The 26,411-nt window shown below is 71.8% G+C and carries 30 protein-coding genes; 15 read left to right on the top strand and 15 right to left on the bottom strand.

The genetic code is table 11. The annotated features are described in order from the left end of the window. The first annotated feature begins 108 nt into the window (after positions 1 to 108). Together L2K70_RS13145 and L2K70_RS13140 are read left to right on the top strand one after the other, a co-directional pair. On the top strand, positions 109 to 1,053 hold the full coding sequence (locus tag L2K70_RS13145) for a succinylglutamate desuccinylase/aspartoacylase family protein (RefSeq protein WP_236402602.1): 945 nt from the start codon (positions 109 to 111) through the stop codon (positions 1,051 to 1,053). Positions 1,054 to 1,063: 10 nt separating this feature from the next. Then, positions 1,064 to 2,260 (top strand): cysteine desulfurase-like protein, encoded by a 1,197-nt coding sequence (locus L2K70_RS13140; protein WP_236402601.1) that lies wholly within the window; start codon positions 1,064 to 1,066, stop codon positions 2,258 to 2,260. 14 nt (positions 2,261 to 2,274) lie between these two features. On the opposite strand, the gene L2K70_RS13135 is transcribed toward L2K70_RS13140, so the two are convergent. The 4 genes from L2K70_RS13135 to L2K70_RS13120 form a co-directional block, all read right to left on the bottom strand. Continuing rightward, entirely contained in the window at positions 2,275 to 3,894 is a 1,620-nt protein-coding gene (locus L2K70_RS13135) for a glycosyltransferase-like membrane protein (protein WP_236402600.1), read from the bottom strand. Then, a complete protein-coding gene (locus tag L2K70_RS13130) occupies positions 3,891 to 4,346 on the bottom strand; it encodes a GtrA family protein (RefSeq protein WP_236402599.1) in 456 nt (151 codons plus the stop codon). The genes L2K70_RS13135 and L2K70_RS13130 overlap by 4 nt, the downstream gene beginning before the upstream one ends. Continuing rightward, on the bottom strand, positions 4,339 to 5,382 hold the full coding sequence (locus L2K70_RS13125; RefSeq protein ID WP_236402598.1) for a glycosyltransferase family 2 protein: 1,044 nt from the start codon (positions 5,380 to 5,382) through the stop codon (positions 4,339 to 4,341). Before L2K70_RS13125 ends, L2K70_RS13130 begins: the two co-directional genes overlap by 8 nt. An 84-nt stretch (positions 5,383 to 5,466) precedes the next feature. Beyond that, on the bottom strand, positions 5,467 to 5,691 hold the full coding sequence (locus L2K70_RS13120; protein WP_236402597.1) for a hypothetical protein: 225 nt from the start codon (positions 5,689 to 5,691) through the stop codon (positions 5,467 to 5,469). A 194-nt stretch (positions 5,692 to 5,885) separates the two neighbouring features. Here L2K70_RS13120 and L2K70_RS13115 point away from each other — a divergent pair, with 194 nt between their 5' ends. Continuing rightward, positions 5,886 to 6,926 carry a DNA polymerase IV gene (locus L2K70_RS13115; RefSeq protein ID WP_236402596.1) on the top strand — a complete coding sequence of 347 codons (1,041 nt, stop codon included), beginning with the start codon at positions 5,886 to 5,888 and terminating at the stop codon, positions 6,924 to 6,926. A 21-nt stretch (positions 6,927 to 6,947) separates the two neighbouring features. Here L2K70_RS13115 and L2K70_RS13110 read toward each other — a convergent pair whose 3' ends face one another. Genes L2K70_RS13110 through L2K70_RS13095 form a run of 4 tightly spaced genes read right to left on the bottom strand, consistent with a single transcriptional unit; the run spans position 6,948 to position 12,522 of the window. Further along, the gene (locus L2K70_RS13110) at positions 6,948 to 7,658 is read right to left on the bottom strand and encodes a ZIP family metal transporter (RefSeq protein ID WP_236402595.1); all 711 of its coding nucleotides are present in this window, start codon (positions 7,656 to 7,658) and stop codon (positions 6,948 to 6,950) included. A 1-nt stretch (position 7,659) separates the two neighbouring features. Then, positions 7,660 to 9,126, bottom strand: coding sequence for a peptide MFS transporter (locus tag L2K70_RS13105; RefSeq protein ID WP_236402594.1), 1,467 nt, complete (start codon positions 9,124 to 9,126; stop codon positions 7,660 to 7,662). A 50-nt stretch (positions 9,127 to 9,176) separates the two neighbouring features. After that, positions 9,177 to 11,738, bottom strand: a complete 2,562-nt coding sequence (locus L2K70_RS13100) for an ABC transporter permease (protein WP_236402593.1) — start codon at positions 11,736 to 11,738, stop codon at positions 9,177 to 9,179. Between the two features lies 1 nt (position 11,739). Next, positions 11,740 to 12,522 carry an ABC transporter ATP-binding protein gene (locus tag L2K70_RS13095; protein ID WP_236402592.1) on the bottom strand — a complete coding sequence of 261 codons (783 nt, stop codon included), beginning with the start codon at positions 12,520 to 12,522 and terminating at the stop codon, positions 11,740 to 11,742. 121 nt (positions 12,523 to 12,643) lie between these two features. Between L2K70_RS13095 and L2K70_RS13090 the strand changes: the two genes are divergently transcribed. Continuing rightward, positions 12,644 to 13,252 carry a LysE/ArgO family amino acid transporter gene (locus L2K70_RS13090; RefSeq protein WP_236402591.1) on the top strand — a complete coding sequence of 203 codons (609 nt, stop codon included), beginning with the start codon at positions 12,644 to 12,646 and terminating at the stop codon, positions 13,250 to 13,252. A gap of 83 nt (positions 13,253 to 13,335) precedes the next feature. Here the strand turns inward: L2K70_RS13090 and L2K70_RS13085 are convergent, their stop codons facing one another. Further along, positions 13,336 to 13,500: a hypothetical protein gene (locus L2K70_RS13085; protein WP_236402590.1), complete on the bottom strand. Its 165-nt coding sequence runs from the start codon at positions 13,498 to 13,500 to the stop codon at positions 13,336 to 13,338. 39 nt (positions 13,501 to 13,539) lie between these two features. Between L2K70_RS13085 and L2K70_RS13080 the strand changes: the two genes are divergently transcribed. Then, the gene (locus tag L2K70_RS13080; RefSeq protein WP_236402589.1) at positions 13,540 to 14,166 is read left to right on the top strand and encodes a hypothetical protein; all 627 of its coding nucleotides are present in this window, start codon (positions 13,540 to 13,542) and stop codon (positions 14,164 to 14,166) included. On the opposite strand, the gene L2K70_RS13075 is transcribed toward L2K70_RS13080, so the two are convergent. Next, the gene (locus L2K70_RS13075; protein ID WP_236402588.1) at positions 14,156 to 15,112 is read right to left on the bottom strand and encodes a helix-turn-helix transcriptional regulator; all 957 of its coding nucleotides are present in this window, start codon (positions 15,110 to 15,112) and stop codon (positions 14,156 to 14,158) included. The genes L2K70_RS13080 and L2K70_RS13075 overlap by 11 nt on opposite strands. A gap of 93 nt (positions 15,113 to 15,205) precedes the next feature. Between L2K70_RS13075 and L2K70_RS13070 the strand changes: the two genes are divergently transcribed. After that, positions 15,206 to 15,889, top strand: a complete 684-nt coding sequence (locus L2K70_RS13070; RefSeq protein WP_236402587.1) for an alpha/beta fold hydrolase — start codon at positions 15,206 to 15,208, stop codon at positions 15,887 to 15,889. Between the two features lie 31 nt (positions 15,890 to 15,920). Here the strand turns inward: L2K70_RS13070 and L2K70_RS13065 are convergent, their stop codons facing one another. Beyond that, positions 15,921 to 16,949, bottom strand: coding sequence for a protein kinase domain-containing protein (locus L2K70_RS13065; RefSeq protein WP_236402586.1), 1,029 nt, complete (start codon positions 16,947 to 16,949; stop codon positions 15,921 to 15,923). 225 nt (positions 16,950 to 17,174) lie between these two features. Here L2K70_RS13065 and L2K70_RS13060 point away from each other — a divergent pair, with 225 nt between their 5' ends. From L2K70_RS13060 to L2K70_RS13040, 5 genes are read left to right on the top strand one after another with little or no spacing between them, the layout of a single operon-like run. Next, entirely contained in the window at positions 17,175 to 17,558 is a 384-nt protein-coding gene (locus tag L2K70_RS13060; protein WP_236402585.1) for an ArsR/SmtB family transcription factor, read from the top strand. A 4-nt stretch (positions 17,559 to 17,562) separates the two neighbouring features. Further along, positions 17,563 to 18,060, top strand: coding sequence for an SRPBCC family protein (locus L2K70_RS13055; RefSeq protein WP_236402584.1), 498 nt, complete (start codon positions 17,563 to 17,565; stop codon positions 18,058 to 18,060). 41 nt (positions 18,061 to 18,101) lie between these two features. Then, on the top strand, positions 18,102 to 18,674 hold the full coding sequence (locus L2K70_RS13050; RefSeq protein ID WP_236402583.1) for a dihydrofolate reductase family protein: 573 nt from the start codon (positions 18,102 to 18,104) through the stop codon (positions 18,672 to 18,674). 48 nt (positions 18,675 to 18,722) lie between these two features. Continuing rightward, positions 18,723 to 20,561 carry a Na+/H+ antiporter gene (locus L2K70_RS13045; protein WP_236402582.1) on the top strand — a complete coding sequence of 613 codons (1,839 nt, stop codon included), beginning with the start codon at positions 18,723 to 18,725 and terminating at the stop codon, positions 20,559 to 20,561. Between the two features lie 20 nt (positions 20,562 to 20,581). Beyond that, positions 20,582 to 22,243 carry an NAD(P)/FAD-dependent oxidoreductase gene (locus tag L2K70_RS13040; RefSeq protein WP_236402581.1) on the top strand — a complete coding sequence of 554 codons (1,662 nt, stop codon included), beginning with the start codon at positions 20,582 to 20,584 and terminating at the stop codon, positions 22,241 to 22,243. Between the two features lie 5 nt (positions 22,244 to 22,248). Here the strand turns inward: L2K70_RS13040 and L2K70_RS13035 are convergent, their stop codons facing one another. Next, positions 22,249 to 22,629 (bottom strand): DUF1304 domain-containing protein, encoded by a 381-nt coding sequence (locus L2K70_RS13035; protein WP_236402580.1) that lies wholly within the window; start codon positions 22,627 to 22,629, stop codon positions 22,249 to 22,251. A 107-nt stretch (positions 22,630 to 22,736) separates the two neighbouring features. Here L2K70_RS13035 and L2K70_RS13030 point away from each other — a divergent pair, with 107 nt between their 5' ends. Both L2K70_RS13030 and L2K70_RS13025 read left to right on the top strand, forming a co-directional pair. Further along, positions 22,737 to 22,952: a hypothetical protein gene (locus L2K70_RS13030; protein ID WP_236402579.1), complete on the top strand. Its 216-nt coding sequence runs from the start codon at positions 22,737 to 22,739 to the stop codon at positions 22,950 to 22,952. 17 nt (positions 22,953 to 22,969) lie between these two features. Next, the gene (locus tag L2K70_RS13025; protein ID WP_236402578.1) at positions 22,970 to 23,905 is read left to right on the top strand and encodes an MBL fold metallo-hydrolase; all 936 of its coding nucleotides are present in this window, start codon (positions 22,970 to 22,972) and stop codon (positions 23,903 to 23,905) included. On the opposite strand, the gene L2K70_RS13020 is transcribed toward L2K70_RS13025, so the two are convergent. Beyond that, entirely contained in the window at positions 23,902 to 24,516 is a 615-nt protein-coding gene (locus L2K70_RS13020; protein ID WP_236402577.1) for a mycothiol transferase, read from the bottom strand. The genes L2K70_RS13025 and L2K70_RS13020 overlap by 4 nt on opposite strands. 152 nt (positions 24,517 to 24,668) lie before the next feature. On the opposite strand from L2K70_RS13020, the gene L2K70_RS13015 reads away from it, so the two are divergent. Next, entirely contained in the window at positions 24,669 to 24,980 is a 312-nt protein-coding gene (locus L2K70_RS13015) for a hypothetical protein (protein WP_236402576.1), read from the top strand. A gap of 35 nt (positions 24,981 to 25,015) precedes the next feature. Continuing rightward, complete coding sequence (locus tag L2K70_RS13010) at positions 25,016 to 25,240, top strand: hypothetical protein (protein ID WP_236402575.1); 225 nt, start codon at positions 25,016 to 25,018, stop codon at positions 25,238 to 25,240. A 9-nt stretch (positions 25,241 to 25,249) separates the two neighbouring features. On the opposite strand, the gene L2K70_RS13005 is transcribed toward L2K70_RS13010, so the two are convergent. Both L2K70_RS13005 and L2K70_RS13000 read right to left on the bottom strand, forming a co-directional pair. Continuing rightward, the gene (locus L2K70_RS13005) at positions 25,250 to 25,486 is read right to left on the bottom strand and encodes a hypothetical protein (protein WP_236402574.1); all 237 of its coding nucleotides are present in this window, start codon (positions 25,484 to 25,486) and stop codon (positions 25,250 to 25,252) included. A gap of 22 nt (positions 25,487 to 25,508) precedes the next feature. Then, a complete protein-coding gene (locus tag L2K70_RS13000) occupies positions 25,509 to 26,405 on the bottom strand; it encodes a sigma-70 family RNA polymerase sigma factor (RefSeq protein ID WP_236402573.1) in 897 nt (298 codons plus the stop codon). Positions 26,406 to 26,411 lie beyond the last annotated feature (6 nt).

Genomic DNA, 26,411 nt, shown 5'->3' with positions numbered 1-26,411 from the left:
GAGGTCGACGGTCGTTCGTCGTCGGGGAGACGAGCCGGACCGACGGAAAGTTGCTGGCCACTACCCTTGCGCCATGACCGCTCCCGCGCGCACCACCGAGGCCTAGTGGTGCGGGAGTCCTTCGCGATCGGCGGCGTCCGGATCCGTGCCGGCACGGCCCGCGCGATCGAGCTGCCGATCACCCGGCTGGTCACCGGCGCCGACGTGACACTGCCGGTCCGTGTCGTCCACGGCCGCGAGGACGGGCCGTGCATCTGGGTCAACGCCGCCATCCACGGTGACGAGGTCGTCGGTGTCGAGGTGGTGCGCCAGGTGATGGCCGGGCTCGACCCCAAGACCTTCCGCGGCACCCTCGTCGCGGTGCCCATCGTCAACGTGCTCGGCTTCATGACCGGCGACCGCTACCTGCCGGATCGGCGCGACCTCAACCGGTCCTTCCCGGGCTCGGCCCGGGGGTCGCTGGCCAGCCGGATCGCCTACCTCTTCATGCGCGAGATCGTCGCCGGCTGCGAGGTCGGCATCGACCTGCACACCGGCTCCGACCGCCGCAGCAACCTCCCCCAGGTGCGCGCCGACCTCGACGACGAGCGCACCCGCGAGCTGGCCGCCGCCTTCGGCGCCCCGGTGATGCTGCACGCCAGGATCCGTGACGGGTCGTTGCGCCATGCCGCGCGCGAGCAGGGCGCGAAGGTGCTGCTCTACGAGGCAGGCGAGCCGCTGCGCTTCGACGACTACGCGGTCGAGGCGGGCGTGGTCGGCGTACGCCGCGTGCTCGCCACGCTCGGCATGACGGAGCCGGTCGAGGAGCTGCCGCCCGAGCCGAGCCTGGAGTGCCGCTCGAGCGGATGGGTGCGCGCGCGACGGACCGGGATCCTGCACCTCGATGCCCACCTGGGTCAGCAGGTGGCCGACGGCGAGCGGCTCGGCACGCTCTTCGACTCCTTCGGCAAGACCCTGCGTGCGGTCTACGCCAACCGCGACGGCGTCGTCATCGGCCGCACCGAGGCGCCCCTCGTCAACTCCGGTGACGCGGTCGTCCACATCGCCAACTAGCGTCTGAGGCATGGCCTTCGACGTCGCAGCCTTCCGCGCCGGGTTCCCCTCGCTGGAGTCCGGGATCGCCCACTTCGACAACCCCGGCGGCACCCAGACGCCGCGGGTCGTCGGCGAGGCGATCGCCCGCACGCTGACCGGCCCGCTGTCGCAGCGCGGTGCCGCGACGATCAGCCAGCGCAACGCCGAGGACACCGTGGTCGGCTTCCGCTCCGCCATCGCCGACCTCGTCGGTGGGGTGCCCGAGGGCGTGGTCCACGGCCGCAGCGCGACCGCGTTGACGTACGACGTCTCGCGCACGCTGTCGCGCACCTGGTCGCCCGGCGACGAGGTCGTCGTCTGCGAGCTCGACCACGACTCCAACGTGCGCCCGTGGATCCAGGCCGCCGAACGCGTCGGCGCGACGGTGCGGTGGCTCCGGCTCGACCCCGCGACCGGTGAGCTCGACCTGTCGTCGCTCGAGGCCATCACCGACCGGACCCGGCTCGTCGCGATGACCGCCGCGTCCAACCTCCTCGGCACCCGCCCGCCGGTCGCGACCGTCGCGGCGCGGGCGCACGAGGTGGGCGCACTGGTGCACGTCGACGCGGTGCACCACGCCGCGCACGCCGCTCCTGACATCGACGCGATGGGCGCGGACCTCCTGGTCTGCTCGCCCTACAAGTTCTTCGGCCCCCACTGCGGCGCGCTGGTCGCCGACCCCGCCCTGCTCGAGACCCTGCGCCCCGACAAGCTGCTGCCGTCGAGCGACGCGGTGCCGGAGCGCTTCGAGCTCGGCACGCTGCCCTACGAGCTGCTCGCCGGGGTCGCGGCGGCCGTCGACCTGATCGCGTCCGTCGGCGCCGGTTCGACGCGACGTGAGCGCCTGGTCTCGGCGGCGTCGGCGATCGCCGACCACGAGCTGCGGCTGCGGTTGCGCATCGAGGAAGGCCTCGCCGCGCTCGGCGAGCGACTCACCCTTCACTCGCGAGCGGCCGACCGGACCTCGACGCTGTTCCTCACCCTGCGCGACCACCTGCCCGTCGACGCCTACGAGGCACTCGCGAAGCGCGACGTCCTCGTCCCGGCAGGCACGTTCTACGCGGTGGAGACCTTCCGCGCCCTCGGCCTCCCGGTCGACTCCGGCCTCCGGATCGGGCTCGCGGCCTACACCGACGACTCCGACGTCGACCGGCTGCTCGAGGGGCTCAGCGACTTCCTCGGCTGACGTCCAGGGATCCGTCACCCGGCGGGCGCGACCTCGGCGTCCGTCTCGGCGTCCCGCTGGGCCTCTCGCTCCGGTCGCACCCGCCGCGCGATCGCGACGACCGCCGTCGAGGCGAGCAGGAGGAAGAAGGGCAGGTAGAGGTAGAGGTACCTCGACCGGCCCTCGAAGAACAGGACGAACAGGACCAGGCCCAGGAGCCCGGCCCGCATCGCGGCGGCGGGGAGCGAGTCGAGGTCGCGGTCGCGCAGGACCAGCGGGGCCGCCATCAGCAGCAGCACGACGAGCCAGAACGCCTGCCACGTGTCGGCGACCATCCAGAACCGGTCGCCGTGGAGCCCGAGGAAGGACTGGACCTGCCGGTCGGTCGCGGAGCCGTGGGCGAACGGCGTCGGCACGGCGGCCATGCTCCCCTCGCCGTACATGAAGAAGGTGCCGTCGCCCATGGTCCACGTCGCCTTGTCGTTGAGGAAACGGGCGTAGCCGACGGGGCCCATCGCGGACACGCGGGCCTTGTACTCCTCGAAGCCGTGGCGCTCGCGCTCCTCACCGATCGGGACAGCGAGCGTTGCCAGCGCGTCCTCGTCGCGGTACGCGCCGTAGTACGGGTTGTAGGGCCCGGGCTTCTCCGCGGCGCCCATCATCAGGAAGTGCGACACCGGGAAGGCCGCGCCGGTCTGGCCGGGCGGCGGGCTGAGCTCGGCCGCGTCGATGGTCAGCGTCGTGGCCTGGAGCCCGATGACCGCTCCGACGCCCAGGCCCAGCACGGCACCCACGCGCAGCAGCGCGTCCCGGCTCGACCAGGTGCGCCACGCAGTCGTCAGCACGGTGACGGCGACCAGCGCCAGCACGGCGAACACCACGGTCGGCTTGATCGCGTAGCCCAGCGCCCCGACGACGCCGACGGCCAGCCAGAGCAGGGGCCGGGCCCAGCCGGTGACGTCGCGCAGCAGCACGGCGAGGTAGGCGAGGACGGCGATCGGGAGCATGCCGACCGTGTCGGAGTAGACGACGCCGATCCACGGCGAGACCCCCACGAAGACGACGCAGAACAGCGAGGCGACGTACGCCGTCGCGGGGCCGCCGAGCCGCCGCGCGGCCAGGTAGACGAAGACCACCGACGCGCAGAGCACCGCCGCGTTGACGAGCACCAGCCCGAGGTCGCCGTCGGTGTGACCGGCGCCGAGCCACTGCTCCCAGAACCGCGTCATCAGCGACGCCAGGAACAGGTTGTTGGGGTACGCCGCGAGCGTGGCGGCCACTGACTCGACGGGGATCGTGCCGTCGACGATGCCGCGGGTCTGGGTCTCGAGGAAGCCGGCGTCCCAGCCCGGGTTGAACCGGATCGAGTAGCCGAGCCGGACCTGCACCGCGAACATCGCGAGGAGCGCGACCAGCAGCAGCACGCGGCGCAGCCACGGCCGCTCCTCGAGCCGACGGACGAGCCCGCGCGACGCGACGACGGCGAGCACGAGCACGACCAGCACCACGGCTGCGGCGACCGGCACCCCGACCCGCGGCCAGCGCACGACGCCGTACTTCGGCGCGACGAGCACGTTGAGCGTCACCCACAGGAAGCCGGCGGCGACCACCAGCGACCCCGTGCGGACGACGAGGCCCTCGGCAGGTCGGTTCACGGGATCCTCTCCTCACGGGACACGTCGCTCACGTCCTCGTCCGCGGCCCGGAAGACCGACCGGTGGTACCAGGAGAAGTTCCACACCAGGCCGACCCCGATGGCGACGGCCTTCGGGACCCACACCTGGCGCAGCTGCTCGGGCAGCGACGGCGCCGCGGCGTCGAGCAGGCCGCCCACCGCGACGATGACCAGCGGCTGGATCACCCACAGGCCGACGGCTGTGACCAGCAGGAACGGCAGGACGGTGCTGCGGATGCTGCGCGTCGAGCCGAAGGTCCACGACCGGTTCACGAAGAAGCTGAACGTCATCCCCGCGCTGGTCGAGACGAAGTTGGCCAGCAGCAGCGGCCAGCCCGCCAGGGCGAGCAGGCCGAAGAGCACGAAGTCGATCGCCGTGTTGACCACTCCCACGACGGCGAACCGGCCCAGGGCCGCCCGCCCGTCAGCCACGGGAGGCTCGCCCGAGGTCGGCGGGGTCGACGTTGTCGGACGCGTGCCGGTCGGGCCGGTACGACGTCTCGTCGCGCCACGGCGACCCGGCGCGGAGCGAGACGGCGTACAGCGGGCGCTGCTGCACCTCGGTGTAGACGCGACCCAGGTAGCTGCCGAGGATGCCCAGCATGGTGATCTGCACGCCGCCCACCAGGAGCAGGATGATCGCCAGGAACGCCCAGCCCGGCACCGCGCGCTCGGGGGTCAGCAGCCGAACGCCGAGGGCGTACAGGATGCCCACGGCGCTGAGCGCGGAGAAGAAGAAGCCGATCCGGCTGATCAGCACCAGCGGTGCGGTCGAGAAGCCGAAGATGCCGTCACCGGCGAACTGCACCATCTTCTTCAGTGGGTAGCCGGTCGTCCCGGCGAAGCGGGCGTCACGGTCGTAGAGGACGGCCTCCTGCTGGAACCCGACGTAGCTGGTCAGGCCGCGCAGGAAGCGGTTGTGCTCGCGGTAGCGCCGCAGCTCCTCGACGACGCGGCGGTCGAGGAGGCGGAAGTCGCCGGTGTTGCGGGGGATCTCGATCGAGGAGGTGCGCTCGAGGACGCGGTAGAACACGTCGGCGGTGGTCCGCTTGAACCACGTGTCGGTGCGCGAGCGGCGCTGCGCGTAGACGACGTCGGCGCCGGCGCGCCAGCGCTCGACGAGCTCGACGGTGACCGCGGGCGGGTCCTGGAGGTCGGTGTCCATGATGACCACGGCGTCCGCGTCGACGGCGTCGAGGGCCGCCGTCACCGCCTTCTGGTGGCCGAAGTTGCGCGAGAGCCCGATGACGACGACCCGCGGGTCCTGCTCGCGGAGCGCGATCAGCCGCTCGCGGGAGTCGTCGCGCGAGCCGTCGTCGACGTAGACGAACTGCACGTCGAGGTCGGCCTCCAGCACGGCTGCCGTCTCCTGCAGGACCCGGTGGAACTCGGCGATGCCGTCCGACTCGTTGTAGACGGGCAGCAGGAACGCGAGTCGCTGGCGCCGCGGTGCGTCGGTACCGGCCATGTGGGTCCCCCAGGAGCTGGACGTGATCGGTGGGAGATCCACCCTTCAGCGGTCGGGGAGTCTACCCGCGACGGCGCGGGGTCCTCATTCGTCCTCGTGCACCTGCTCGTCGACCTCCTGCGAGCCCGGCCCGTCCTCGTGGGCGCTCGAGTCGACGTCGTCGGTGTCCACCGTGTCGCCCACCGACGCGTTGCCCTCGGGCTCGGCGTCGAGCGCCCGCTGCCGGTCCTCGTCGGACACGCGCTCGCCCGCGGTGGGGAAGGCGGACTTCTCCGGGTGCTCGGCGTAGGGGTCCTGGTCGCTGCTCATCTCGCGACCGTACGCCGCCGGGCGGGCGCCCGGTCCGCCCGCAGGGGTGCCCCCGGAGACGACCGCCCACCATGGGATGTCGGCCAGTGGGCGCTTCCCTCGGTCAGCTGACATGGGGAAGTGCACGTTCGTCGACATCCCATGGCGGAGGAACGGACGGGTGGGACATCGGACGGTTCGGGCACGATGGTCGGGTGACCCACTGGGTGCTCCACGTCGACATGGACCAGTTCCTCGTCGCCGTCGAGCTGTTGCGCCGACCCGAGCTGGTCGGTCTACCGGTGGTGGTCGGCGGGCGAGGCGATCCGACCGAGCGGGCCGTGGTGTCGACCGCGTCCTACGAGGCGCGCGCCCACGGCGTGCGCAGCGGGCTGGCGCTCAAGCTGGCCAAGCGGCGCTGTCCCGACGCGGTGTTCCTGCCGGTCGACTTCCCGGTCTACGAGGAGGCGTCGGCGCGGGTGATGGCGACGTTGCGCGCGACGCCGGGCGCGGTGGTCGAGGTGCTGGGCTGGGACGAGGCCTTCGTCGGCATCGAGGCTGACGACCCGGTGGCGACCGCCCGATCGGTCCAGGCGGCGGTGCTGGAGGCGACCGGCCTGCACTGCTCGGTCGGCATCGGCGACACCCTCGTGCGGGCGAAGATCGCGACCGAGTTCGGGAAGCCGCAGGGCACGTTCGTGCTGACCCGCGACAACTGGATGGAGGTCATGGGCGAACGCCCGACCACGGCGCTCTGGGGCGTCGGCAGCAGGATCGGCGGCCGGCTCGAGGCGATCGGGATCCGGACGGTCGCCGACCTCGCCGCGGCCGAGGAGGACGCGCTGGTCGCGGCGTTCGGCCCGGCGAGCGGCGCGCACCTCGGTCGGCTCGGGCGCGGTGGTGGCCGCACGCGCCCCGACGACACCCCGTGGGTGGCGCGTGCCCACGGTCGCGAGACGACGTACCAGTCCGACCTCGTCACCCCCGACGAGGTGCGAGCCGCGCTGGCCGAGCTCGCCTCCCGGGTGGTCGACGACGTACGGAAGGAGGAGCGGGCGGTCCAGCGCGTCCACCTCAAGGTCCGGTTCGCGCCGTTCTTCACGTTCACGAAGGTCCGCAAGCTCAAGCAGCCGACGTACGACGTCGAGGTGATCGCGCAGACCGCCTTCGACCTCTTCCTCGCCCTCGACGACCAGCGCCCCGTCCGCCTGCTCGGCGTCCGCGGTGAGATGGTCGAACCCGAGGGCGGCTACTGACGCGGCGCCGCGCCCGGAGCGTCAGCCGCCGAGCAGCGAGAGCCCGGCCGCGAGCGCGAAGCCGACGACGGTCGCGAGCCCGGCGAGGTCCTTGGCCTTCTCCTTGGCCTCGGGGACCATCGAGTCGATCAGCATCGTGAGGAGCGCGCCGGCGGCGAAGCCGTCGATGAGCGCCTGGCCCTCGCTCGAGACGAGGTCGGAGAGCGCGTAGCCGCCGCCGGTCGCGAGGGCGCAGAGCGCGGCGACCACGGCCCAGAGGCCGACGACCGAGCGGCCCGATCGACCGCCACCCTTCATGTCGGCGGCCGACCCGATCGCCTCCGGCAGGTTGGAGGCGAAGATCGCGACGAGCAGGGCGGCGCTGACGCCCTGCCCGGAGGCGATGCCGATCCCGAGGACCATCTGCTCGGGGATGCCGTCGAGGAAGGCACCGACCGCCAGGGGCGCGCCAGCCGACGAGCCGCCGGACCGGCCGCCCCAGCGCTGCACGAGCTTGTCCGCACTGAAGAAGACGAGGCTGCCCAGGGCCAGCCCGATCGCGACGGCGTACGAGCTCCCGATCTTGAGCCCCTCCTCGGCGAGCTCGAAGGACACGCTCGCGATCAGCGCTCCCGCACCGAAGCCGAGCACCAGCCCGACGAGCCGGTCGGACCACGTGCGGACCAGCGCCAGCACGGCGCCGATCAGCAGCGAGCTCGCCGCCACCGCTCCCCAGCCGAGCGACTCCAGCATCTCAGTCGACCCCGGCCATGAGCTTGTGGATCGGCTTGGAGGCCAGCATCACGACGACGCCCGTGACGACGGAGGCGAGCCCGATCCAGATGAAGAACGGCGACTCGTCGTCCGGGTTGTAGTAGCCCGCCAGCGTGCCGGCGAGCGCCGTGCCGAGGGCGATCGAGAGGAAGTAGAGCGCGACCATCTGCGTCGCGAACTTCCGCGGCGCCAGCTTGGTCGTCGCGCTCAGGCCCACCGGAGAGATCAGCAGCTCGGCCACGGTGAAGACGAGCAGGATGCCGGCGAGGCCGAGGAGCGGGGCGGTGTTCTCGCCACCGGGCATCGGCAGGAAGCAGAAGAACGCCACGCCCATCAACGCGGTGCCGGCGCCGAACTTGAACGGCGTCACCGGCTGCCGGTCACCGAGCCTGGTCCACAGCGCCGCGAAGACGCCGGCGAGCACGATGATGAAGACCGGGTTGATCGACTGCACCCACGACACCGGCATCTCCCAGCCGAACAGGTTGCGGTCCAGGCGCTTGTCGGCGTAGATCGTCACGACGGTGAACTGCTGCTGGTAGAGCGACCAGAAGACGACGTTGCACACGAAGAGCGGGATGAAGGCGAAGACCCTGCTGCGCTCGCGGCCCTCGACCTGCTTGTCGCCGAGGATGACTGCGAAGTACGCGATCGCCGCCACCAGGCTGATGCCGATCACGATGTTGGACAGCCGGCTGGCGGTGATCACGTCGACCCACGTGAGCACCGCGATCAGTACGACGACCACGACGGCCGCGCCGCCGTACAGCATCCCGCGACCGGCCGGCAGCGGGTTGGCGACGTGGTTGGTCTCCTCGGGCAGCCGCCCGCGGAAGGCGGCGTACTGCGCGAGCCCGATCGCCATGCCGACCGCGGCGGCGGCGAAGCCCCAGTGGAAGCCGGCCGCCTCCTGCAGCAGGCCCGTCAGCAGCGGACCGATCAGGGCACCGATGTTGATGCCCATGTAGAACAGCGAGAAGCCCGCGTCGCGACGCGGGTCGTGCTCGTCGTAGAGCGAGCCGACCAGCGAGGTCGCGTTGGCCTTCACGCCGCCCGAGCCGAGCGCGATCAGCACCAGACCGACGCCGACACCGGTCAGGCCCGGCAGCAGCGACAGCGCGATGTGCCCGAGCATCACGCAGATCGCCGAGTAGAACAGCGTCCGCTCGGGGCCGATCAGCCGGTCGGCCAGCCATGCGCCGAGGATGGTAGAGAGGTAGACCCCGCCGCCGTACGCACCGACGATGCCGGTGGCGACCGCCTCGTCGATGCCGAGCCCGCCCTTGGCGGCCGAGTAGTAGAGGTAGATCAGCAGGATGCCCTGCATGCCGTAGAAGCTGAACCGCTCCCACAGCTCGACCCCGAACAGGTTCGCCAGCACCCCGGGCTGTCCGAAGAAGCTGCGGTCGGACCTGTCCCCTGACGTCTTCAGTTGTGTGTCGCTCACTCGTCCACGGTGCCACCGCACCCCGTGGATGTCCTCACCGCCCCGGGTAGTCAGTCCGTGGCGATGGCCTGCAGCACCTTCATCCGCGAGGCGCGGATGGCGGGTACGACGGCCGCGAGCACGCCGAACAGCACCGCGACCACCAGGAAGGCGACCAGGCTGCCGAGGGGGAGGGACAGCTCGGTGAGGTCGTCCTTGAGCGACTCGCGCAGGACCACGCCGATGACCAGCCCGAGCGCCATCCCGAGGACGGCGCCGAGCACCGCGATCGCCACCGACTCCAGGGTGATCATCCAGCGCAGCTTGCGCCGCGACAGGCCGACCGCGCGCAGCAGGCCGATCTCGCGGGTGCGCTCCAGCACGCTGAGGCCGAGGGTGTTGACGATGCCGATCACCGCGATGACCACGGCGAGGGCGAGCAGGCCGTAGATGACGTAGAGCAGCTGGTTGACCTGGCCGCTGATGAGGTCCTTGAACTCCTCCTTGTCCTGCACGGACAGGATCGGCAGGTCCTTGACGGTGTACTCGAGGTCGGACTTGACCGCGTTGCGGTCGGCGCCGTCTGCGAGGGTGATGCTGATCGAGGAGTCGCTGCGCTTGATGCCCGCCTCCGCGAACACCGAGAACGGAACGGTGATCCCGCTGGTCGTCGGGGTCGGCTCGAAGATGCCGCTCACCTCGAGCGGGATCGTCCTCCCGCCGGGGAACGCGACCTCGATCGTATCGCCGACACCCGCCTCGTAGTCGCTCGCGCGGCTCTTGCTGAGCAGCACCTGGTCGCCCGTCACCGACGCGCGGCCGTCGAGCATCTTCAGGTCGTAGACCTTGAAGAACGCCGGGTCCACCGCGGCGGCGAAGGACTGGTCGGGCTTGGCCCGGCCCGGCACCTCGACGCTGACGGGCGATCCCTGCTGCCGCGAGACCTCGGCGATGCCGTTGATCTTCTCCATCTCGTTGCCGTAGCGCGCCGGGAAGCCCTGGAAGGTGGGCATCTGGACCAGGAAGTCGGCCGTGAACTCCTTGTCGACGATCTTGTCCTGCGTGGCGCCGAGCGACGAGGCGAGCACGCCGACAGCGGAGACGACGGCGAGGCCGATCATCAGCGCGGAGGCGGTCGCACCGGTGCGGCGGGGGTTGCGCAGCGCGTTCTCCCCGGCCAGCCGACCCGGGGTGCGGAACAGCCGACCGAAGACGGAACGGCACGCGACGAGCACCGGGTGGCCGAGCACCGGCGCGAGGACGGCGGTGGTGACGACCCAGATGACCGCGCCAGCGCCGATCCAGATCGCGTCGGTGCCGGGGGCGCCGGCCAGTCCCGCCGCGGCCAGCGCCGTACCGATCACCATGGCGATCGAGCCCAGCACCAGCCGGCGCGTCATGCCCTTCTCCTGCACGACGAGGTCGTCGCGCATTGCCGCGACCGGCGGCACCTTCGCGGCACGACGGGCCGGGACGTAGGCCGCGAGCATCGTGACGACGATGCCGACGACGTAGCCCGCCACGATCGTGAACGGCGTCAGGGTCAGCACCTCGCCGGCGATGTCGAGGCCGAAGGTGCGGAAGAGGCCGGCGAGCGCACGGGACAGGCCGAGCCCGAGCAGGAGTCCGAGCGTGGAGCCGACGATCGCCATGAGGAAGGCCTCGACCAGCACCGAGCGGGTGACCTGCCGCTTGCTCGCGCCCAGCGCGCGCAGCAGCGCGGACTCGCGCACGCGCTGGGAGACCAGGATCGAGAAGGTGTTGAAGATGATGAACGCCCCGACCACGATCGCGATCACGGCGAAGGCCACGAGGAAGTAGGAGATCACGTCGAGGAACTGGCCGATCTGCTGCTGCGACTCCTTGACGACCTCGTCACCGGTGACCGCGGTGAAGCCCTTCGGCGCAACAGTCTTGGCGGCGTCGGCGAGCTGCTGCTGCGACACCCCGTCCGCAGCGGTCAGCGAGACGGTGGTGAAGGCGTCCTGGCCGTCGAGGAAGATGTCCTGCGCCTCGGCGGTGTCGAGCAGCACCAGCGTCGCTCCTGCCGTTCCGCCGCCGTTGAAGTCGGCCGTGCCGACCAGGGTGAACTTCCGCTCGGGGTCCTTGCCGCTCGGCACGATCAGGCTCACGGTGTCGCCGAGCCCGTAGGAGCCGCGCTCGGCCGAGGAGGTGTCGAGGACGACCTCGCCCGGCTTCTCGGGCCAGCGACCCGCACTGAGCTCGAGGATCTGCTCGCCGGCGATGTTCTCGCTCGGGGCGTAGTTGAACGCCAGCGTCGGCGCGCCCTGGCCGCCGACGAGCTTGTCGTCCTTGCCGAGCAGGAACGAGCCGACGCCGTCGATGGACCCGACCGCCTCCTTCACCTGGGGCAGGGCCGCGAGCTCGTCGACGTCGGCAGGCGTCACGACCTGGCTCGTGCTGACACCGGCGTTCGCGCCCTGGAGGTCGCCGGCCGGCCGCACAACGGCGTCCGAGGTCGAGCCCTCGAGGATGTTGTCGAAGGTCTTGTTGAGCCCGCTGCTGAAGGTCATCACGCCGGCGAGGAAGCCGATGCCGAGGACGATCGCGAGCGTGCTCATCAGCAGGCGCACCTTGCGAGCGAGCAGGTTGCGCCAGGTCAGCCGGAGCATGTCAGCCCGCCGCCTTCGCGGCCGCCGCGTCCTGGAGCCGCGCCATCTTGTCGAGGATCTGGTCCCGGTCGGGCGAGCGGAGCTCGTCGACGATGCGACCGTCGGCGAGGAACAGCACCCGGTCGGTGTACGACGCCGCGACCGGGTCGTGCGTCACCATCACGACGGTCTGGCCGAACTCGTCGACGCTGCGGCGCAGGAAGCCGAGGACCTCCGCCGAGCTGGTCGAGTCGAGGTTGCCGGTCGGCTCGTCGGCGAAGACGATCGACGGCTTGCTCACCAGGGCGCGCGCGCAGGCCACGCGCTGCTGCTGGCCCCCCGACATCTCGCTGGGGCGGTGCCCGAGCCGGTCACGCAGGCCGACCGCGGTCACGACCTGGTCGAACCACTCACGGTCTGGCTTGCGGTTCGCGAGGCTCAGCGGCAGCAGGATGTTCTCCTCCGCGCTGAGCGTCGGGACGAGGTTGAACGACTGGAAGACGAAGCCCACCCGCTCGCGGCGCAGCGTGGTCAGGTCCTTGTCCTTGAGCCGGCCCAGCGAGGTGCCGTCGACGACCGCCTCGCCAGAGGTCGGGGTGTCGAGCGCGGCCAGGCAGTGCATCAGCGTGGACTTCCCGGAGCCCGAGGGGCCCATCACCGCGGTGAACTCCCCCGTCATCAGGTCGACGGTGACGCCGTCGAGGGCGCGCACCTCCGCCTCGCCCTTGCCGTAGGTCTTCGTCAGGTCGATCGCGCTCGCTGCGACACCGCCCGGCGCCGTCTCCCCCGTGGGTCGCTCCGTCATGCCGGCAAGTCTGGCAGCCACGCGGAAGCCGCTGCCATGGGATAGATCCCCCAGCGGACCCTGACATCTGTCAGGGCCGTCCCGGGGTCGCCCGGGTCCAGCCGACCTCTACATTGACCGCGTGGGAGACGTCGTCGCCGGGCTGCTGACCGGCCTGTCCCTCATCGTCGCGATCGGCGCGCAGAACGCCTTCGTCCTCCGCCAGGGCCTGCGCCGCAGCCACGTCGGCCTCGTCGTCGCGGTCTGCGCGCTGTCCGACGTCGTGCTCATCGTCGCGGGCGTTGCCGGCATCGGCGTGGTGGTCGACCGCGCGCCGTGGGCGGTCGAGGTGATCCGCTGGCTCGGCGTCGCGTTCCTGACGGCGTACGGCGTCATGTCGCTGCTGCGGGCCCGGCGCCCGCAGGCCCTCGCTGCGGGCGAGGCGGCGGTCGAGCAGCGCGCCGGCGTGGTCGCCAAGGCGGTCGCGCTGACCTGGCTGAACCCGCACGTCTACCTCGACACCGTCCTGCTCCTCGGCTCGATCGCGGGCACCCACGGCACGCCGGGTCGCTGGTGGTTCGCGCTGGGTGCGTGCGTGGCGAGCATCGCGTGGTTCTCCGGGCTGGCGTACGGCGCCCGCCTGGCCGCGCCGCGCCTCGCCGACCCCCGCGCGTGGCAGGTGCTCGACGTCCTCATCGGGATCGTGATGCTCGCGATCGCCGTCCGCCTCGCACTTCCCACCGCTGGCTGAGGAGGTCGCGCAGCGACCGTCTCGAAACCGAGGTGCCGAGGTCTCGTGACAGGCGCCAGGGCGCCTTCCTCGACCAGCGGGCGTCAGTCCTCGGCGCGGGCCACGGCCTCGTCGTGCTTCTGGTGCAGCCGGTCGCGGATCTCGCCCGCGTCGTAGTGGCGCCGTACGCGCTCGTCGCGGGCGACCGCAGCACCGGTGGCGACACCGGCCAGGATCCCGGCGAGACCGAGGATCTTCCACACGCGCATCGCCCAAGAGTAGCCAGTGCCTAGGGCAGACTTCCGCGCATGGTGCTGACCCTCGACCAGGCGGTCGACCTCACGCGCAGCGGCGACATCTGGCTCTTCCGTGGCCGTCGCGCCCCCGACCGCGCGATCCGCGCGGTGACCAACTCGCCGGTCAACCATGTCGGGATCGCGGTCGTCGTCGACGACCTCCCACCGCTGATCTTCCACGCCGAGCTCGGCAAGAAGCAGATGGACGTCTGGACCGGCGGGCACCACCGCGGCGTCCAGCTCCACGACCTGCGGGAGGCGGTGTCGAGGTGGCAGACGGAGTACGACCAGGACGCGTGGGTGCGCCAGCTCGAGCCCGAGATCGGCCAGGCCGAGGAGGACGGCCTGCTGCGCACGATCGCCCGGCTCGACGGCGTCTCGTTCCCGAGCATCGCCCGGCTGGGCGCGCGCTGGCTCCGCGGTCGCGACGCCTACGTCCCGCGGCGCAAGCGCAGCCAGCGCGTGACACCGGAGGCGGCGTTCTGCGCGGAGATCGTGGCGTCCTGCTACATCGAGATGGGCGTCCTGCGCGACGACCGGCGCGCGACCTGGTACGACCCGGGGACCTTCTGGAGCGGCGACTACCTCCCGATCTCCGACGGCTGGAACCTCGCCCAGGAGGTTGCGGTCAGCCGCTGACCGCGGCCGTCAACCGCGCACCGACCGCCGCCACGGCGGCCTTCAGCTCGGGGCCACCCGCCACCGTGAACGGCAGCGGTACGCCGGCCAGCCACTCGCCGGCGTACGCCTGGGCGTTGCTCGTGGTGCCGACCAGCTCGCACCCCCCGTCGGGCCGGGCGCGCAGCTCGCCGAGGGTCGGCCGGATCCACGGTCGCACCTCCTCCAGCGGCTGCTCGAACACGACGTGGGTCTCGTGCTCCCACCCCTTGCCGAGGTTGGACTCGAGCTCCGCCGCTGGATCGAGGTCGCCCGGCACGTCGAAGGTGCCCTCGAGCGTCTCGACCGCGGTGATCCGGTCGATGCGGAAGGTGCGCAGCTCGTCGGCGTGGTGGGAGTGGCACAGCAGGTACCACCGGCCGTAGCGCACGACGACTGACCACGGGTCGACCTCGAACGTGCGGGCGTTGCCCGCGGCCGTCCGGTAGCCGAGGCGCACCTGGCGCTGGGCGGCCACGGCGGCGACCAGCTCGGTCGTCACCTCGGGGTCCGGCCTCGCCGGGAAGCGCTCCGGCACGGCGCGGGCCGTCTCCCGGAGGGTGACCGCCTGCCGGGCGACGTTGCTGGGCAGCACCCGCAGGATCTTGCCGAGCGCGGAGCCCACCGGGTCGTCGGGATCGGCGACCGCGTGCTGGGAGTCGAGCGCGGCCATCACCAGGCCGAGGGCCTCGGTCGCGGAGAAGACCAGCGGCGGCAGCCGCAGCCCGCGGCCGAGGGTGTAGCCGCCGTAGGGCCCCCGGGTGGACTCCACCGGGATGTCGGCCTCGCGCAGGATCGCGACGTAGCGACGCGCCGCCCGCTCGGTCACCCCGAGCCGCGTCGCCAGCTCCGCCGCGGTGATGCCCGGACGGCCCTGCAGGATGTCGAGCGCCCGCAGCGCCCGAGCGGTCGGGCTGATCTCACTCATGGACAGATGGTCGCACCGGTTCCGGACGTGGAGCGTCCGGAACCATCTCTACGGTGGAGGCGAGGGTCGAACACCACCGATGAAGGAGAACCCATGGACATCGTGCTCATCGCCGGACTCTGGCTCGACGGCTCGGCGTGGGACCAGGTCGTCCCCGAGCTCGAGGCGCTCGGGCACCACGCCGTGCCGCTCACCCTGCCCGGCCAGGGCGACGGCGCCACCGGGGCGTCGTACGACGACCAGGTGCAGGCGGTCCTCGCAGCGGTCGACGCCGCCGACGGGTCCCCGCTCGTGGTCGGTCACTCGGCCGCGTGCACCCTCGCCTGGGCCGCGGCGGACCAGCGCCCGGACGCCATCACGGGCGTCGCCCTGATCGGCGGCTTCCCGTCGACGGACGGCGAGAAGTACGCCGACTACTTCGAGCCGGTCGACGGCGCGATGCCCTTCCCGGGGTGGGAGAAGTTCGAGGGGCCCGACTCCGACGACATGTCCGAGCAGCTCAAGTCCGACCTGCTCGCCCGGATGATCCCCGTGCCCGTGGGCGTGACCCGCGGCGAGGTGCACTGGACCAGCGAGGCGCGCCACGACGTACCGCTCACGCTCATCTGCCCGGAGTTCAGCCCGGCGGAGGCGCAGGAGTGGATCGACGACGGTGACGTCCCGGAGCTCTCGTCCGCCAACCGCCTCGAGCTCGTCGACATCGACTCGGGTCACTGGCCGATGTTCACCCAGCCGAAGGCGCTCGCGACGCTGATCGACGAGGCGACCAAGCGCTGACGCACGCCCGGTCGAGCGCCTGGTGGGGGGTCTAGTCGAGCAGGTCCTCGGGCCGGGTGGCCACGGTCGGGGTGTCGACGACGGCCGGCTCGGACGCCTGCTCGGGGGCCTGCTCGAAGGCCTGCTCGGCGCGCGGATGCTCGGACGCCTCGACGGACGGCGTCGGCGTGACCGGTGTGACGGGGAGGACCAGGTAGCCACCGCTGACGCCGTCCGCGGCGTCGACGTCGAGGCCGGCCAGCTCGCTGGGAGCCACGCCGAGCATCACCGCGACCGCCAGCGCGTTGGCCGGGCGGGCGGCAGGGTCCTTCTCGAGCAGGGCGGCCACCACCGCACGCAGCTCGGCCGGGACGGAGTCGTCGAGCGGCGGCGGCGGCTCGTTGACGTGCGAGAGCGCGGTCGCGATCGGCGTACCGCGGTCGAAGGGCCGGACCCCGGTGAGCATCTCGTGGGCCACGACGCCGAGGGCGTAGAGGTCGCTGGCACCCGTCGCCTGCTCGCCGGTCGCCTGCTCGGGGCTGATGTAGTTGGGCGTGCCGAGCATCTCCCCGACCCGGGTGTGCCCGATGGCGTCCATCGCGCGGGCGATGCCGAAGTCGGTGAGCTTCACGACGCCGTCCTCGCGGATGAGGATGTTGGCCGGCTTCACGTCGCGGTGCACGACGCCGGCCTCGTGGGCGGTGCCGAGCGCGAGGGCGGCCTGCGCGAGCACCGAGCGGACGGTGTCGGGCGGCAGTGCTCCTTGCTCACGGATGATCGTAGAGAGCGGGTGGCCGGCGACCAGCTCCATCACCAGGTAGGACAGGTGGTCGTCCTCGCCGTAGTCGAAGACCGTGGTGATGTTGGTGTGCAGCAGGGCCGCCGAGTGCAGTGCCTCGTCGCGGAAGCGCTCGGCGAAGATCTCCTCGTTGTCCGGGTCGGCCCGCATGATCTTCACCGCGACCTGGCGCTGGAGCACCTCGTCGAGACCCCGCCAGACGTCGGCCATCCCGCCGGAGGCGATGCGCTCCTCCAGCAGGTAGCGGTCTCCCAGACGGAGACCCTCCTTGAGTCTGTGCACGGTCGGTGCCCCTACTTCTCTTCGAGATCGCGGCACGCTCCCGCACCGCGTCGATGGTACGCCGCACGCGAGGAGTTCCACCCCTGAGCGGCGAGGGTTCCACCCCTAGGAGGCACCAGTGCCCAGCGGCTCGGCCCTCATGCGCGGGCGCGATCCGAGGGCCCTGACCACCCGCTAGGAGCCGACCCTTGACAACGTACAACTGATTGGTTGTATTTTTGTGGCATGGCCGAGACCACCAAGACCGAGCGGGAGGACCGGGCGGACGCCTGGTTCCACGCTCTCGCCGACCGGACGCGGCGCGACATCCTGCGTCGCGTCCTGGCCGGCGAGCACTCCGTCTCGACCCTGGCGCGGAGCTACGACATGAGCTTCGCGGCCGTCCAGAAGCACGTCGCCGTGCTCGAGAAGGCGGGCCTCCTCACCAAGCGCCGGCAGGGCCGCGAGGCCCTCGCCAGCGGCGACGTCGAGGCGGTCCGCTCGGTGGGCGCGATGCTCACCGAGCTCGAGGCGCTGTGGCGAGGCCGGGTCTCCCGGATGGACGAGCTCTTCGCCGCCGAGGCCAGCACCTCCCCGACCACCACCGATCCCGACACGAAGAAGGACTGAACCCATGCCCGTCACCGACGTCCAGCACGACCTCGAGGCCCTCACCCTCACCATCACCGCCGACTTCGCCGCGCCGGTGGAGCGCGTGTGGGAGGTGTACGCCGACCCGCGCCAGCTCGAGCGCGTCTGGGGCCCGCCGACCCACCCGGCCACCTTCGTCGACCACGAGCTGGCCCCCGGCGGCCGGATGAACTACTACCTGACGACCCCCGAGGGCGAGAAGTACTACGCCTACTGGGACATCGACACGGTCGACCGCCCCGACGGCTTCACGTTCCGCGACGGCTTCGCCCTCGACGAGACCTTCGCGGCCAACACCGCGATGCCGGAGTCGCGGCAGCACTACACGTTCACCGCTACCGACGCAGGCACCCGGGCCACCTACGTGTCGTCGTACGCCACCGCGGACGCGCTCCAGACGGTGCTCGCGATGGGTGTCGTCGAGGGCGCCTCGTCCGCCATCAACCAGATCGACGACCTCGTCTCGGCGCACGTCGGCTGAGACCACCCACCCCCCATCCCGCCCGAAGACAGGACACCGACATGCGCCCCATCGTCATCACCGAGTTCATCAGCCTCGACGGCATCGTCGACTCCCCCGGGGGCGGCAACCACCCCCACGGCGGGTGGACGTTCAAGGACGTCGAGTTCGACCCCGCGGCCTACGACATCAAGGGCCGGGAGACCGAGTCGGCGACGGCACTGCTCTTCGGGCGCCAGAGCTATGACGAGTTCGCGCCCGTGTGGCCGTCGATGGAGGAGTTCGCCACCTACAACGCGATGCCGAAGTACGTCGTGTCCACCACGCTCGACGGCGACACCGCACCGTGGGGCGACGGCGAGGTGACCGTGCTCCGCTCGATCGACGACGTCGCGGCGCTGAAGGAGACCGAGGGCGGCGAGATCCAGGTGCACGGCAGCCCGACCCTCGCCCAGGGCCTCGCGGCCGCCGGCCTGGTCGACCGCTACCACCTGCTCGTCTTCCCGCTCCTGCTCGGCAGCGGCAAGCGGCTGTTCGTCGACGGCACCGCCCTCGACAAGACGAAGCTCGAGCTCGTCGAGCACGCCGCCTACTCCAACGGCATCACGCTCCAGCGCTACGACGTCGTGCGCTGAGCGCGAACGCGATGGATTCCGGCGGGCTCCACCCGCGATGATCTCCAGGTGGAACTCGCCCTCCTCCTGGTCTCGATGGCCGCGGTGGTCCTCGCGGTCTCGGCCGTCAGCGACCGCCTGCGCGTCCCGGCGCCGCTCCTGCTGGTCGTGGTCGGCGCCGTGGCGTCGTACCTCCCGGGAGTGCCCACCATCCGCCTCGAGTCCGAGGTCGTGCTGCTCGGCCTGCTGCCGCCGCTCCTCTACGCGGCGGCCATCCAGACCTCGCTGGTCGACTTCAACGCCAACCGCGGGACGATCCTGCGGCTCTCGGTGCTCCTCGTCGTCGTCACCACGTTCGCCGTCGCGGCGGTCGTGCACTGGCTGCTCCCGGACGTCGGGTGGGCGGCCGCGATCGCGATCGGGGCCGTGGTCGCGCCGCCCGACGCGGTGGCGGCGACCGCCGTCGCGAGACGGATCGGGCTGCCACGCCGGGTCGTCACGATCCTCGAAGGCGAGTCGCTGCTCAACGACGCGACCGCCCTGGTGGCGCTGCGCACCGCGATCGCCTTCCTCGCCGGCAGCCTGACGGTCGTCGAGGTCGGCCTCGACTTCGTCCGCGCGGCCGGCGGCGGCGCACTGGTGGGCGTCGCGCTGTTCCTGCTGGTCGCCTGGCTCCGCAAGCGGATCACCGACCCGGTGCTGGACACCGGCATCTCGTTCCTCACGCCGTTCGCCGCGTTCGTCGCGGCGGAGGAGATCCACGCGTCCGGCGTCATCTCCGTCGTCGTCGCGGGCCTGCTGCTCGGCCACAAGGCGCCCATCATCCAGACGGCCCAGTCGCGGATCACCGAGCGGATCACCTGGCGCACGGTCGCCTTCATGCTGGAGAACACGGTCTTCCTGCTCATCGGCCTCGAGCTCGACTGGATCCTCGAGGACGTCCGCCAGTCGACCCTCCCGGTGGGCCGGATCGCGCTCATCTGCCTGGCCACGCTCGCGACGGTCATCGTCGTCCGGCTCGTCTACATGTACGCCACCTGGATGTTCCGCCGTACCAACCCGATCCCGCCCTCGTGGACCTTCCTCCTCGGGTGGGCCGGGATGCGTGGCGTCGTCACGCTGGCGGCCGCGTTCGTCATCCCGGAGGACACCGCCCACCGCGAGGTTCTGCTGCTGGTCGCCTTCACGGTCGTGGCCGGCACGCTGCTCCTGCAGGGACTCACGCTCCCGCTGGTCACCCGCGTGCTCGGCGTACCGGCACCTGATCCCGCCGAGGACGCCCTGGCCCGGGCCGCGCTGCTCCAGCAGGCCGCCGACGCCGGTCTGGCCAAGCTCGAGGAACTCGAGTACGACGACCACCACGGGGTCTCCGAGCAGATCCGGGCCCGCATCGACCAGCGCTCGTTCGCGGCCTGGGAGCAGCTGGCCACGGCGGAGGACGCCGAGACGCCGTCCCAGCTCTACGCCCGCGTCCGCGGCGAGATGATCGAGGCCGAGCGCGCCAAGGTCCTGCTCGTGCGCAGCAAGGGCAAGATCCCCTCCGACGTGGTCAGCGGCGTCCTGGCGATGCTCGACGTCGAGGAGTCGATGCTCGACGCCGCGGCCGAGGCGCCCGCACGCACCCGCATCGGGTCGCTCGCCTTCTCTGCCGGCCGGCACTGCGACGACCTCGACTCCTACTCGGCGATCGAGACCGTCGAGGACCCGGCCTGCGCCACGTGCCTGGCCGACGGCACCCCGTGGGTCTCGCTGCGCCAGTGCCTCGAGTGCGGCCACGTCGGCTGCTGTGACTCCTCGATCGGCAAGCACGCGACCGCCCACTTCCACGAGACCCTCCACCCCGTCATGGAGTCGGCCCAGCCCGACGAGTCCTGGCGGTGGTGCTACGTCCACAACCTCACCGGCTGACCCACACCCAGGAGATCCACATGGGAGCACCTGCGATCGTCATCGCCTCGGCCCACCACGGCGACGTGCTGGCCGAGGCCTTCGCGCGCTACGAGCGGGAGTACGACGTCCGCCTCGTGCACGACGAGGTGACCGCCAAGCACACCGCCCGCGACCTGATGGGCAGCGGCCACCAGGTCGCCCTGTTCGTGATCGACAGCGACCACGACCAGCAGAAGCTCTACGGCCTGATCTCCGGCACCCGCAAGACCGTGCCGACCGCACGGCGGCTGATCGTGTCCCACATCAGCCGGTTCCGCGCCGACAACGCCGACTTCCGCCACGCGGTCGCGGCCGGCAAGGTCGACGCGCTGCTGCTGATGCCACAGGGACCACGGGACGAGGAGTTCCACGGCGCCGTCGGCGAGATGCTCAACGAGTGGAACGCGACCGTCGCGGCGCCGGTCGTCGAGAACGTCCGCATCATCACCCCGGAGAAGGACGCGCTCACCCGTGAGCTGCTCGACTACCTCTCCCGGGTCGGCCTGCCCGCCGGAGTTCACCACCCCGACAGCGAGGTCGGCCGCGAGGTGATGGCGAACTGCCCCGAGGACGAGGGCCGCTGGCCGGTCGTCTCCTCGCTCGCCGGCTGGTGCGGCCACTGCCCCGACGTGCGATCGCTGGCCAACCAGCTCTACGGCCGCCCCGACGAGATCGACGTCGACGAGGTCGTCGACCTGGTGGTGGTCGGCGCCGGCCCCGCGGGCCTGGCGGCCAGCGTGTACGCCTCGAGCGAGGGCCTCTCGACGGTCTGCCTCGAGGCCGAGGCGATCGGCGGGCAGGCGGGCACGAGCTCGATGATCCGCAACTACCTCGGCTTCCCGCGCGGCATCTCCGGCATGCGGCTCGCCCAGCGGGCGCGTGGGCAGGCGCTGCGCTTCGGGACCCGCTTCTTCACCGGCTGGCCCGCCACCGGCATCTCACCGTGCCACGACGGCGGCCACCACATCGTGCACACCGACGGCGGCGACGTGCACACCCGCTCCGTTCTGGTGGCGACCGGGGTGAACTACCGCCGGCTCGGAGTCGACTCGATCGAGGAGCTCGTCGGCCGCGGTGTCTACTACGGCGCGGCGATGGCCGCCGCGCGCGAGCTCGCCGGCGACCACGTCGTCATCGTCGGCGGCGGCAACTCGGCCGGCCAGGCGGCGATCCACGCCGCCCGCTTCGCCAAGGAGGTGACCATCATCGTCCGGCGACCGGACCTGACGGCCACCATGTCGTCGTACCTCATCAACGAGATCGAGTGGAACCCGCGCATCACCGTGCGCGGCTCGGCCTGTGTCGTCGACGGCGGCGCCGACGACGTGAACCACCTCGAGTGGCTCACCGTCGAGGACGTCACCACGGGCGAGCGTGAGCGGGTCGACGCCCGCGGGCTCTTCCTCCTGCTGGGCGCGGCGCCGGAGTGCGGCTGGCTGCCCGACACGGTCCTGCGCGACGAGCGTGGCTTCGTGCTGACGGGTCGTGACATCCCGCGCGAGCAGTGGGTCGAGGACGTCCCGCCCGAGGACCTCGCCACGACGATGCCCGGCATCTTCTGCGGTGGCGACATCCGCTCCGGCTCGATGAAGCGGGTCGCCTCGGCGACCGGCGAGGGCGCCTCGGTCGTCTCGTCGGTGCACGCGTTCCTGGGCCAGTGACCGCCTCAGAGCTGCAGCAGCAGGAAGACCACGGCGAGCAGGGGGAAGGTGCCCTGCGTCACCGCGGCACGCGCCATCGAGCGGTCGCGGGTGATCAGGACGACGGCGGCCGCCAGCATCGAGCCGGTGCCGGCGAGCGCCAGCGCCGTACCCACACTCGCCTGGTCCCCGACGATCATCGCCACTCCGACGATCGTGATCACGGCGAGGAAGAGGTTGTAGAACCCCTGGTTGTAGGCCATCTCGCGGGTGGTCGCGGCGTCAGCCTCAGAGGTGCGGAAGGTCTTGCGGGTCGCGGGCTCGGTCCAGCGGAACGACTCGAGCACCCAGATGTAGACGTGCAGCAGGGCGGCCAGGACGGCGAGGACCACGGCGACGATCGTCATGACCGCAGCGTAGGGCCCCCTACCCCTGCGAGGGTGGTACGTCGTCGGGGCCGGGGTGATGATCGGCCGGACGGCTACCCCGCCGTCCTGGTCGAGGAGGGACCCCCATGGGACGACTGATCGGCATCCTGCTCGTGATCTGGCTGGTCATCGGAGCGTTCGCCGCCTTCCAGCGCGGCTACTTCGAGGACACCAAGACGAACTGCTCGGAGACGAGCGACATCATCGCCAACATCGCCGCCGGCCCGCTCAACTACACCGGGCTGAACCCCAAGGTGGGCTGCCCCGACGTCGACGTCGACACCCCGGAGCCGTCCAAGTAGGCCGCTAGCCTGACGCCGTGCGACTCAAGCTCGGCCGCCCCGACCTCTCGCGTCACGCCGACCGCTTCGACGTGCCCGCCGCCTCCGACGGTGGGATGGGGGTGACCTTCCTCGGCGTGGCCAGCCTGCTGCTCGACGACGGCGGGAGCGCGGTGATGACGGACGGCTACTTCTCCCGGCCGTCGCTGCCGACCGTCCTGCTGCGCTCGATCGCTCCGGACGAGGCACGGATCGACGCCGCGCTGGATCGGCTGGGCTTCGGCGCGGGTGGTCGACGTCTGGCGGCGGTCGCTCCGGTCCACACGCACTTCGACCACGCCCTCGATTCCGCGGTGGTGGCGCAACGGACCGGCGCGGTGCTGGTCGGGGGCGAGTCGGCCGCCAACGTCGGCCGCGGCGGTGGCCTCGACCCCACGCGGATCGACGTCGTGACCCCGGGTCGGCCGCGGACCTACGGCGCGTTCACCCTCACCCATGTCGAGTCCGACCACTGCCCGCCCGACCGGTTCCCCGGCACGATCGACGCCCCGGTCGTCCCGCCGGTGCGCACCGGCGCCTACCGGTGCGGCGAAGCGTGGTCGATCGTGGTCGAGCACACCAGCGGCCGGACGGCACTGCTGCAGGGCAGCGCCGGCTACGTCGAGGGCGCCCTCGACGGTCGGAGCGCCGAGGTCGCCTACCTCGGCGTCGGCCAGCTCGGCGTGATGCCGGAGGACTACATCCGTGCCTACTGGGCGCAGACCGTCGAGGCGGTCGGCGCACGTCGCGTCGTGCTGACGCACTGGGACGACTTCTTCCGGGGCCTCGACGCGCCGCTGCGGGCGCTGCCCTACGCCGGCGACGACCTCGACGTCACCATGCGCGTCCTCACCGGGCTCGCGCAGCAGCAGGGCGTCGCGCTGCACCTGCCGACGCTGTGGCGGCGCGAGGACCCGTGGGCGGGACTCGCCTAACGCGGACCTCCCTGCAGCCAGGCCGGCACCCAGTCCCCGTCCGGGTCCTCGCCGGTGCGGCCGTCGACCGCCTCACGCAGGAGGTCGGCGTGGCCGGTGTGGCGGCTGTACTCCTCGAGCAGGTCGATGAGCAGGCGGCGCAGGCGCGGGTGGTTGCCGTTGCCGTCGTCGACGTGCGCGACCAGGTCGAGGGTGCCACCGGCGTCCGCGATCGCGGCCTCGATCCGAGCCGTGTTGCGCACGACGGCCTCGTCGAAGATCGCGTAGGTCTCGGCGGCGGTGAAGTGGTCGGCCTCGAACTCCCACTCGTCGGAGTCATCGCGGCCCAGCGACGTCCACGGCTCGACGAGCTCCTCACCCCGCAGCTTGGTGGTCAGGTAGTAGTCCTCCGCCAGCGCGAGGTGGCGCAGGAGCCCGCCCAGCGAGAGCGTCGACGACGGGATGCGGTGGGCGAGCCCGGCCTCGTCGAGCCCGTCGGCCTTCCACCGCAGGGTGGCCCGCATCCGGTTGAGTGCGCCGACGAGGTGCTCGGCCTCGGTCGCGTCGATCGGCGGCTCCCACGGCGGCGGGACCCAGGCATCGGTGTTCTCCTCGGTGCTGTCGTTGCTCATGCCACCGACGCTAACGGCGGTTGCGGACGGTCGGCTGCCGCATCATGACGGCAGTTCGTGGCGCCGCGACGCCTCCTGAGCGGGGCCGGAGACCGCGGAGCCGCGAACTGCCTTCCCTGTGGTCGTCGCGGACCGCTGGCTAGGCTCGATCCGTGCCTGACCTGACCCGCATCCCCACCGCACCGCTCCTCGCCGGGGGCCTCGTCGGCGGGTTCACGCTCGCCCAGCAGACCGGCGTACGTCCCCTCGGTGGGGCCGCGATGCTCGGTGCCAACGTGCTCGCGGCGCGGCAGTGGTACGCCGTCGGCGGTGCGCCGCTGGTCGCGGGCCTGTCGGCGGCCTACTGGACCGCGATGGGCGTCTCCCACCCGCTGGCGAAGAAGGTCGGCACGTGGCCGTCCGTCCTCGGGGTCACCGCCGCGGCGGCCGGTGCGGCGTACGTCCTGGCCGACCGCCGCCGCTGACCATCCGTTCCTCGGGCCCGCCCCGAAGAACAGGAGTGAGCCAGCCCGACACCATGTTCGCCAGCAGCAGCGTGGCGCGCCACCTGGTGCGCGGCGCCATCGGGTTGCCGCTGATGGTGGCGGCGTTCGTGCTTCTCCCGTGGGCGGGGCCGTGGGCACTGCTGCTCATCGCACCGGCCGGCGTGCTGCTCCGCGGCTGCCCGACCTGCTGGGCGCTGGGCCTCGCGCAGACCTGCGCGTTGCCGCGCGAGCGTCGCTGACCCAGGTGCTCAGTCCTCCGGCAGGTCGGCGAAGGCCTGCTTCATCTCGCGGTACCAGCCGAGCGACCTCCTCGGGTGGCGCCACCGGCCCTTCATCTCGTCGCGCGCCGGCTGGTGGGCGGCGTCGCCGTCCTTCTCCATCTGCTTGAGGTGCCGGTCCTGGGCGTTGATCACGTCGTCGTGGGTATCGCCGTGGTGCGGCAGGTCGCAGGGTCCGCCGAGCTGGCGGCAGGTCATCGTCTTCATCGTCTCTCCCTCTAGTGGGCTCTCACTGGTCTGACGATCGGCGCGCGCGAGGTGTGACCACCTCGACGCCGGAACGGCGTACGACCTGGGCGAGGGTCGTCGGCTCGCCGCGGCAGATGATGCTCTGCACCCGGCCGTCGGCGATCGTGAAGTCGAAGACCACCCGGGCCTCGCCGCGGTGGTACCAGGCGTAGGCCGGGCGATCGCCGACGTAGATCGGCAGCGCCGCCTGCGCGCTGCCGTTGAAGAAGGTGGCCACCTCGTCCCGGCCCTCGATGGATGTCGGCGTCCCGGACAGCGCCGCGACGTCGTCCGCTCCGATGTGCGCGTCGGGCGCCAGGAGCTGGAGCAGCCGCTCGAAGTCCGCGCCGCGGGCCGCGGCCATGAAGGCGTCCACCACCTCCCAGTCCGCGAGGGCGTCCTCGGGGGCCGGTTGGGCGACCTTCGAGCGGGCCCGCGACGCGAGCTTGCGCGCCGCGACCGGCGTCGTGTCGAGGACGGCCGCGATCGTGCCGAACTCGAAGCCGAAGCTGTCGTGCAGCACGAACGCCACCCGCTCGCGCGGCGACAGCCGGTCGATCACCGCCTGCAGCGCGATGCCGACGGTGTCGGCCAGGGCGACGTCGTCGGCCGGGTCGGGAGCGCTGTCCTCCAGGTCCGACAGGTCGTCGTCCATCGGGACCGGGGTGCGCGAGCGCAGCCGGTCCAGGCACAGCCGGGTGGTGACGGTGGTCAGCCAGGCCGGGAGGTTCTCGATCTCGCCGGACGAATCGGGCTGGGCGTCGCGTGCGAGCGCACGGTCGAGGCGCAGCCAGGCCTGCTGCACCACGTCCTCCGCCTCGGCGTGGTCACCCAGCACCCGGCTGGCGATGCCCAGCAAGCGCGGCCGCTCGGCCTCGAAGACCTCGGTCTCGTCCATCCGTCC

Origin of the sequence: Nocardioides potassii (assembly GCF_021648885.1) — a bacterium.
In the GTDB taxonomy this organism is placed as follows: domain Bacteria; phylum Actinomycetota; class Actinomycetes; order Propionibacteriales; family Nocardioidaceae; genus Nocardioides; species Nocardioides potassii.
Note: the sequence above shows the minus strand (reverse complement) of the source record. Positions and strands in the feature narration are given on the sequence as shown.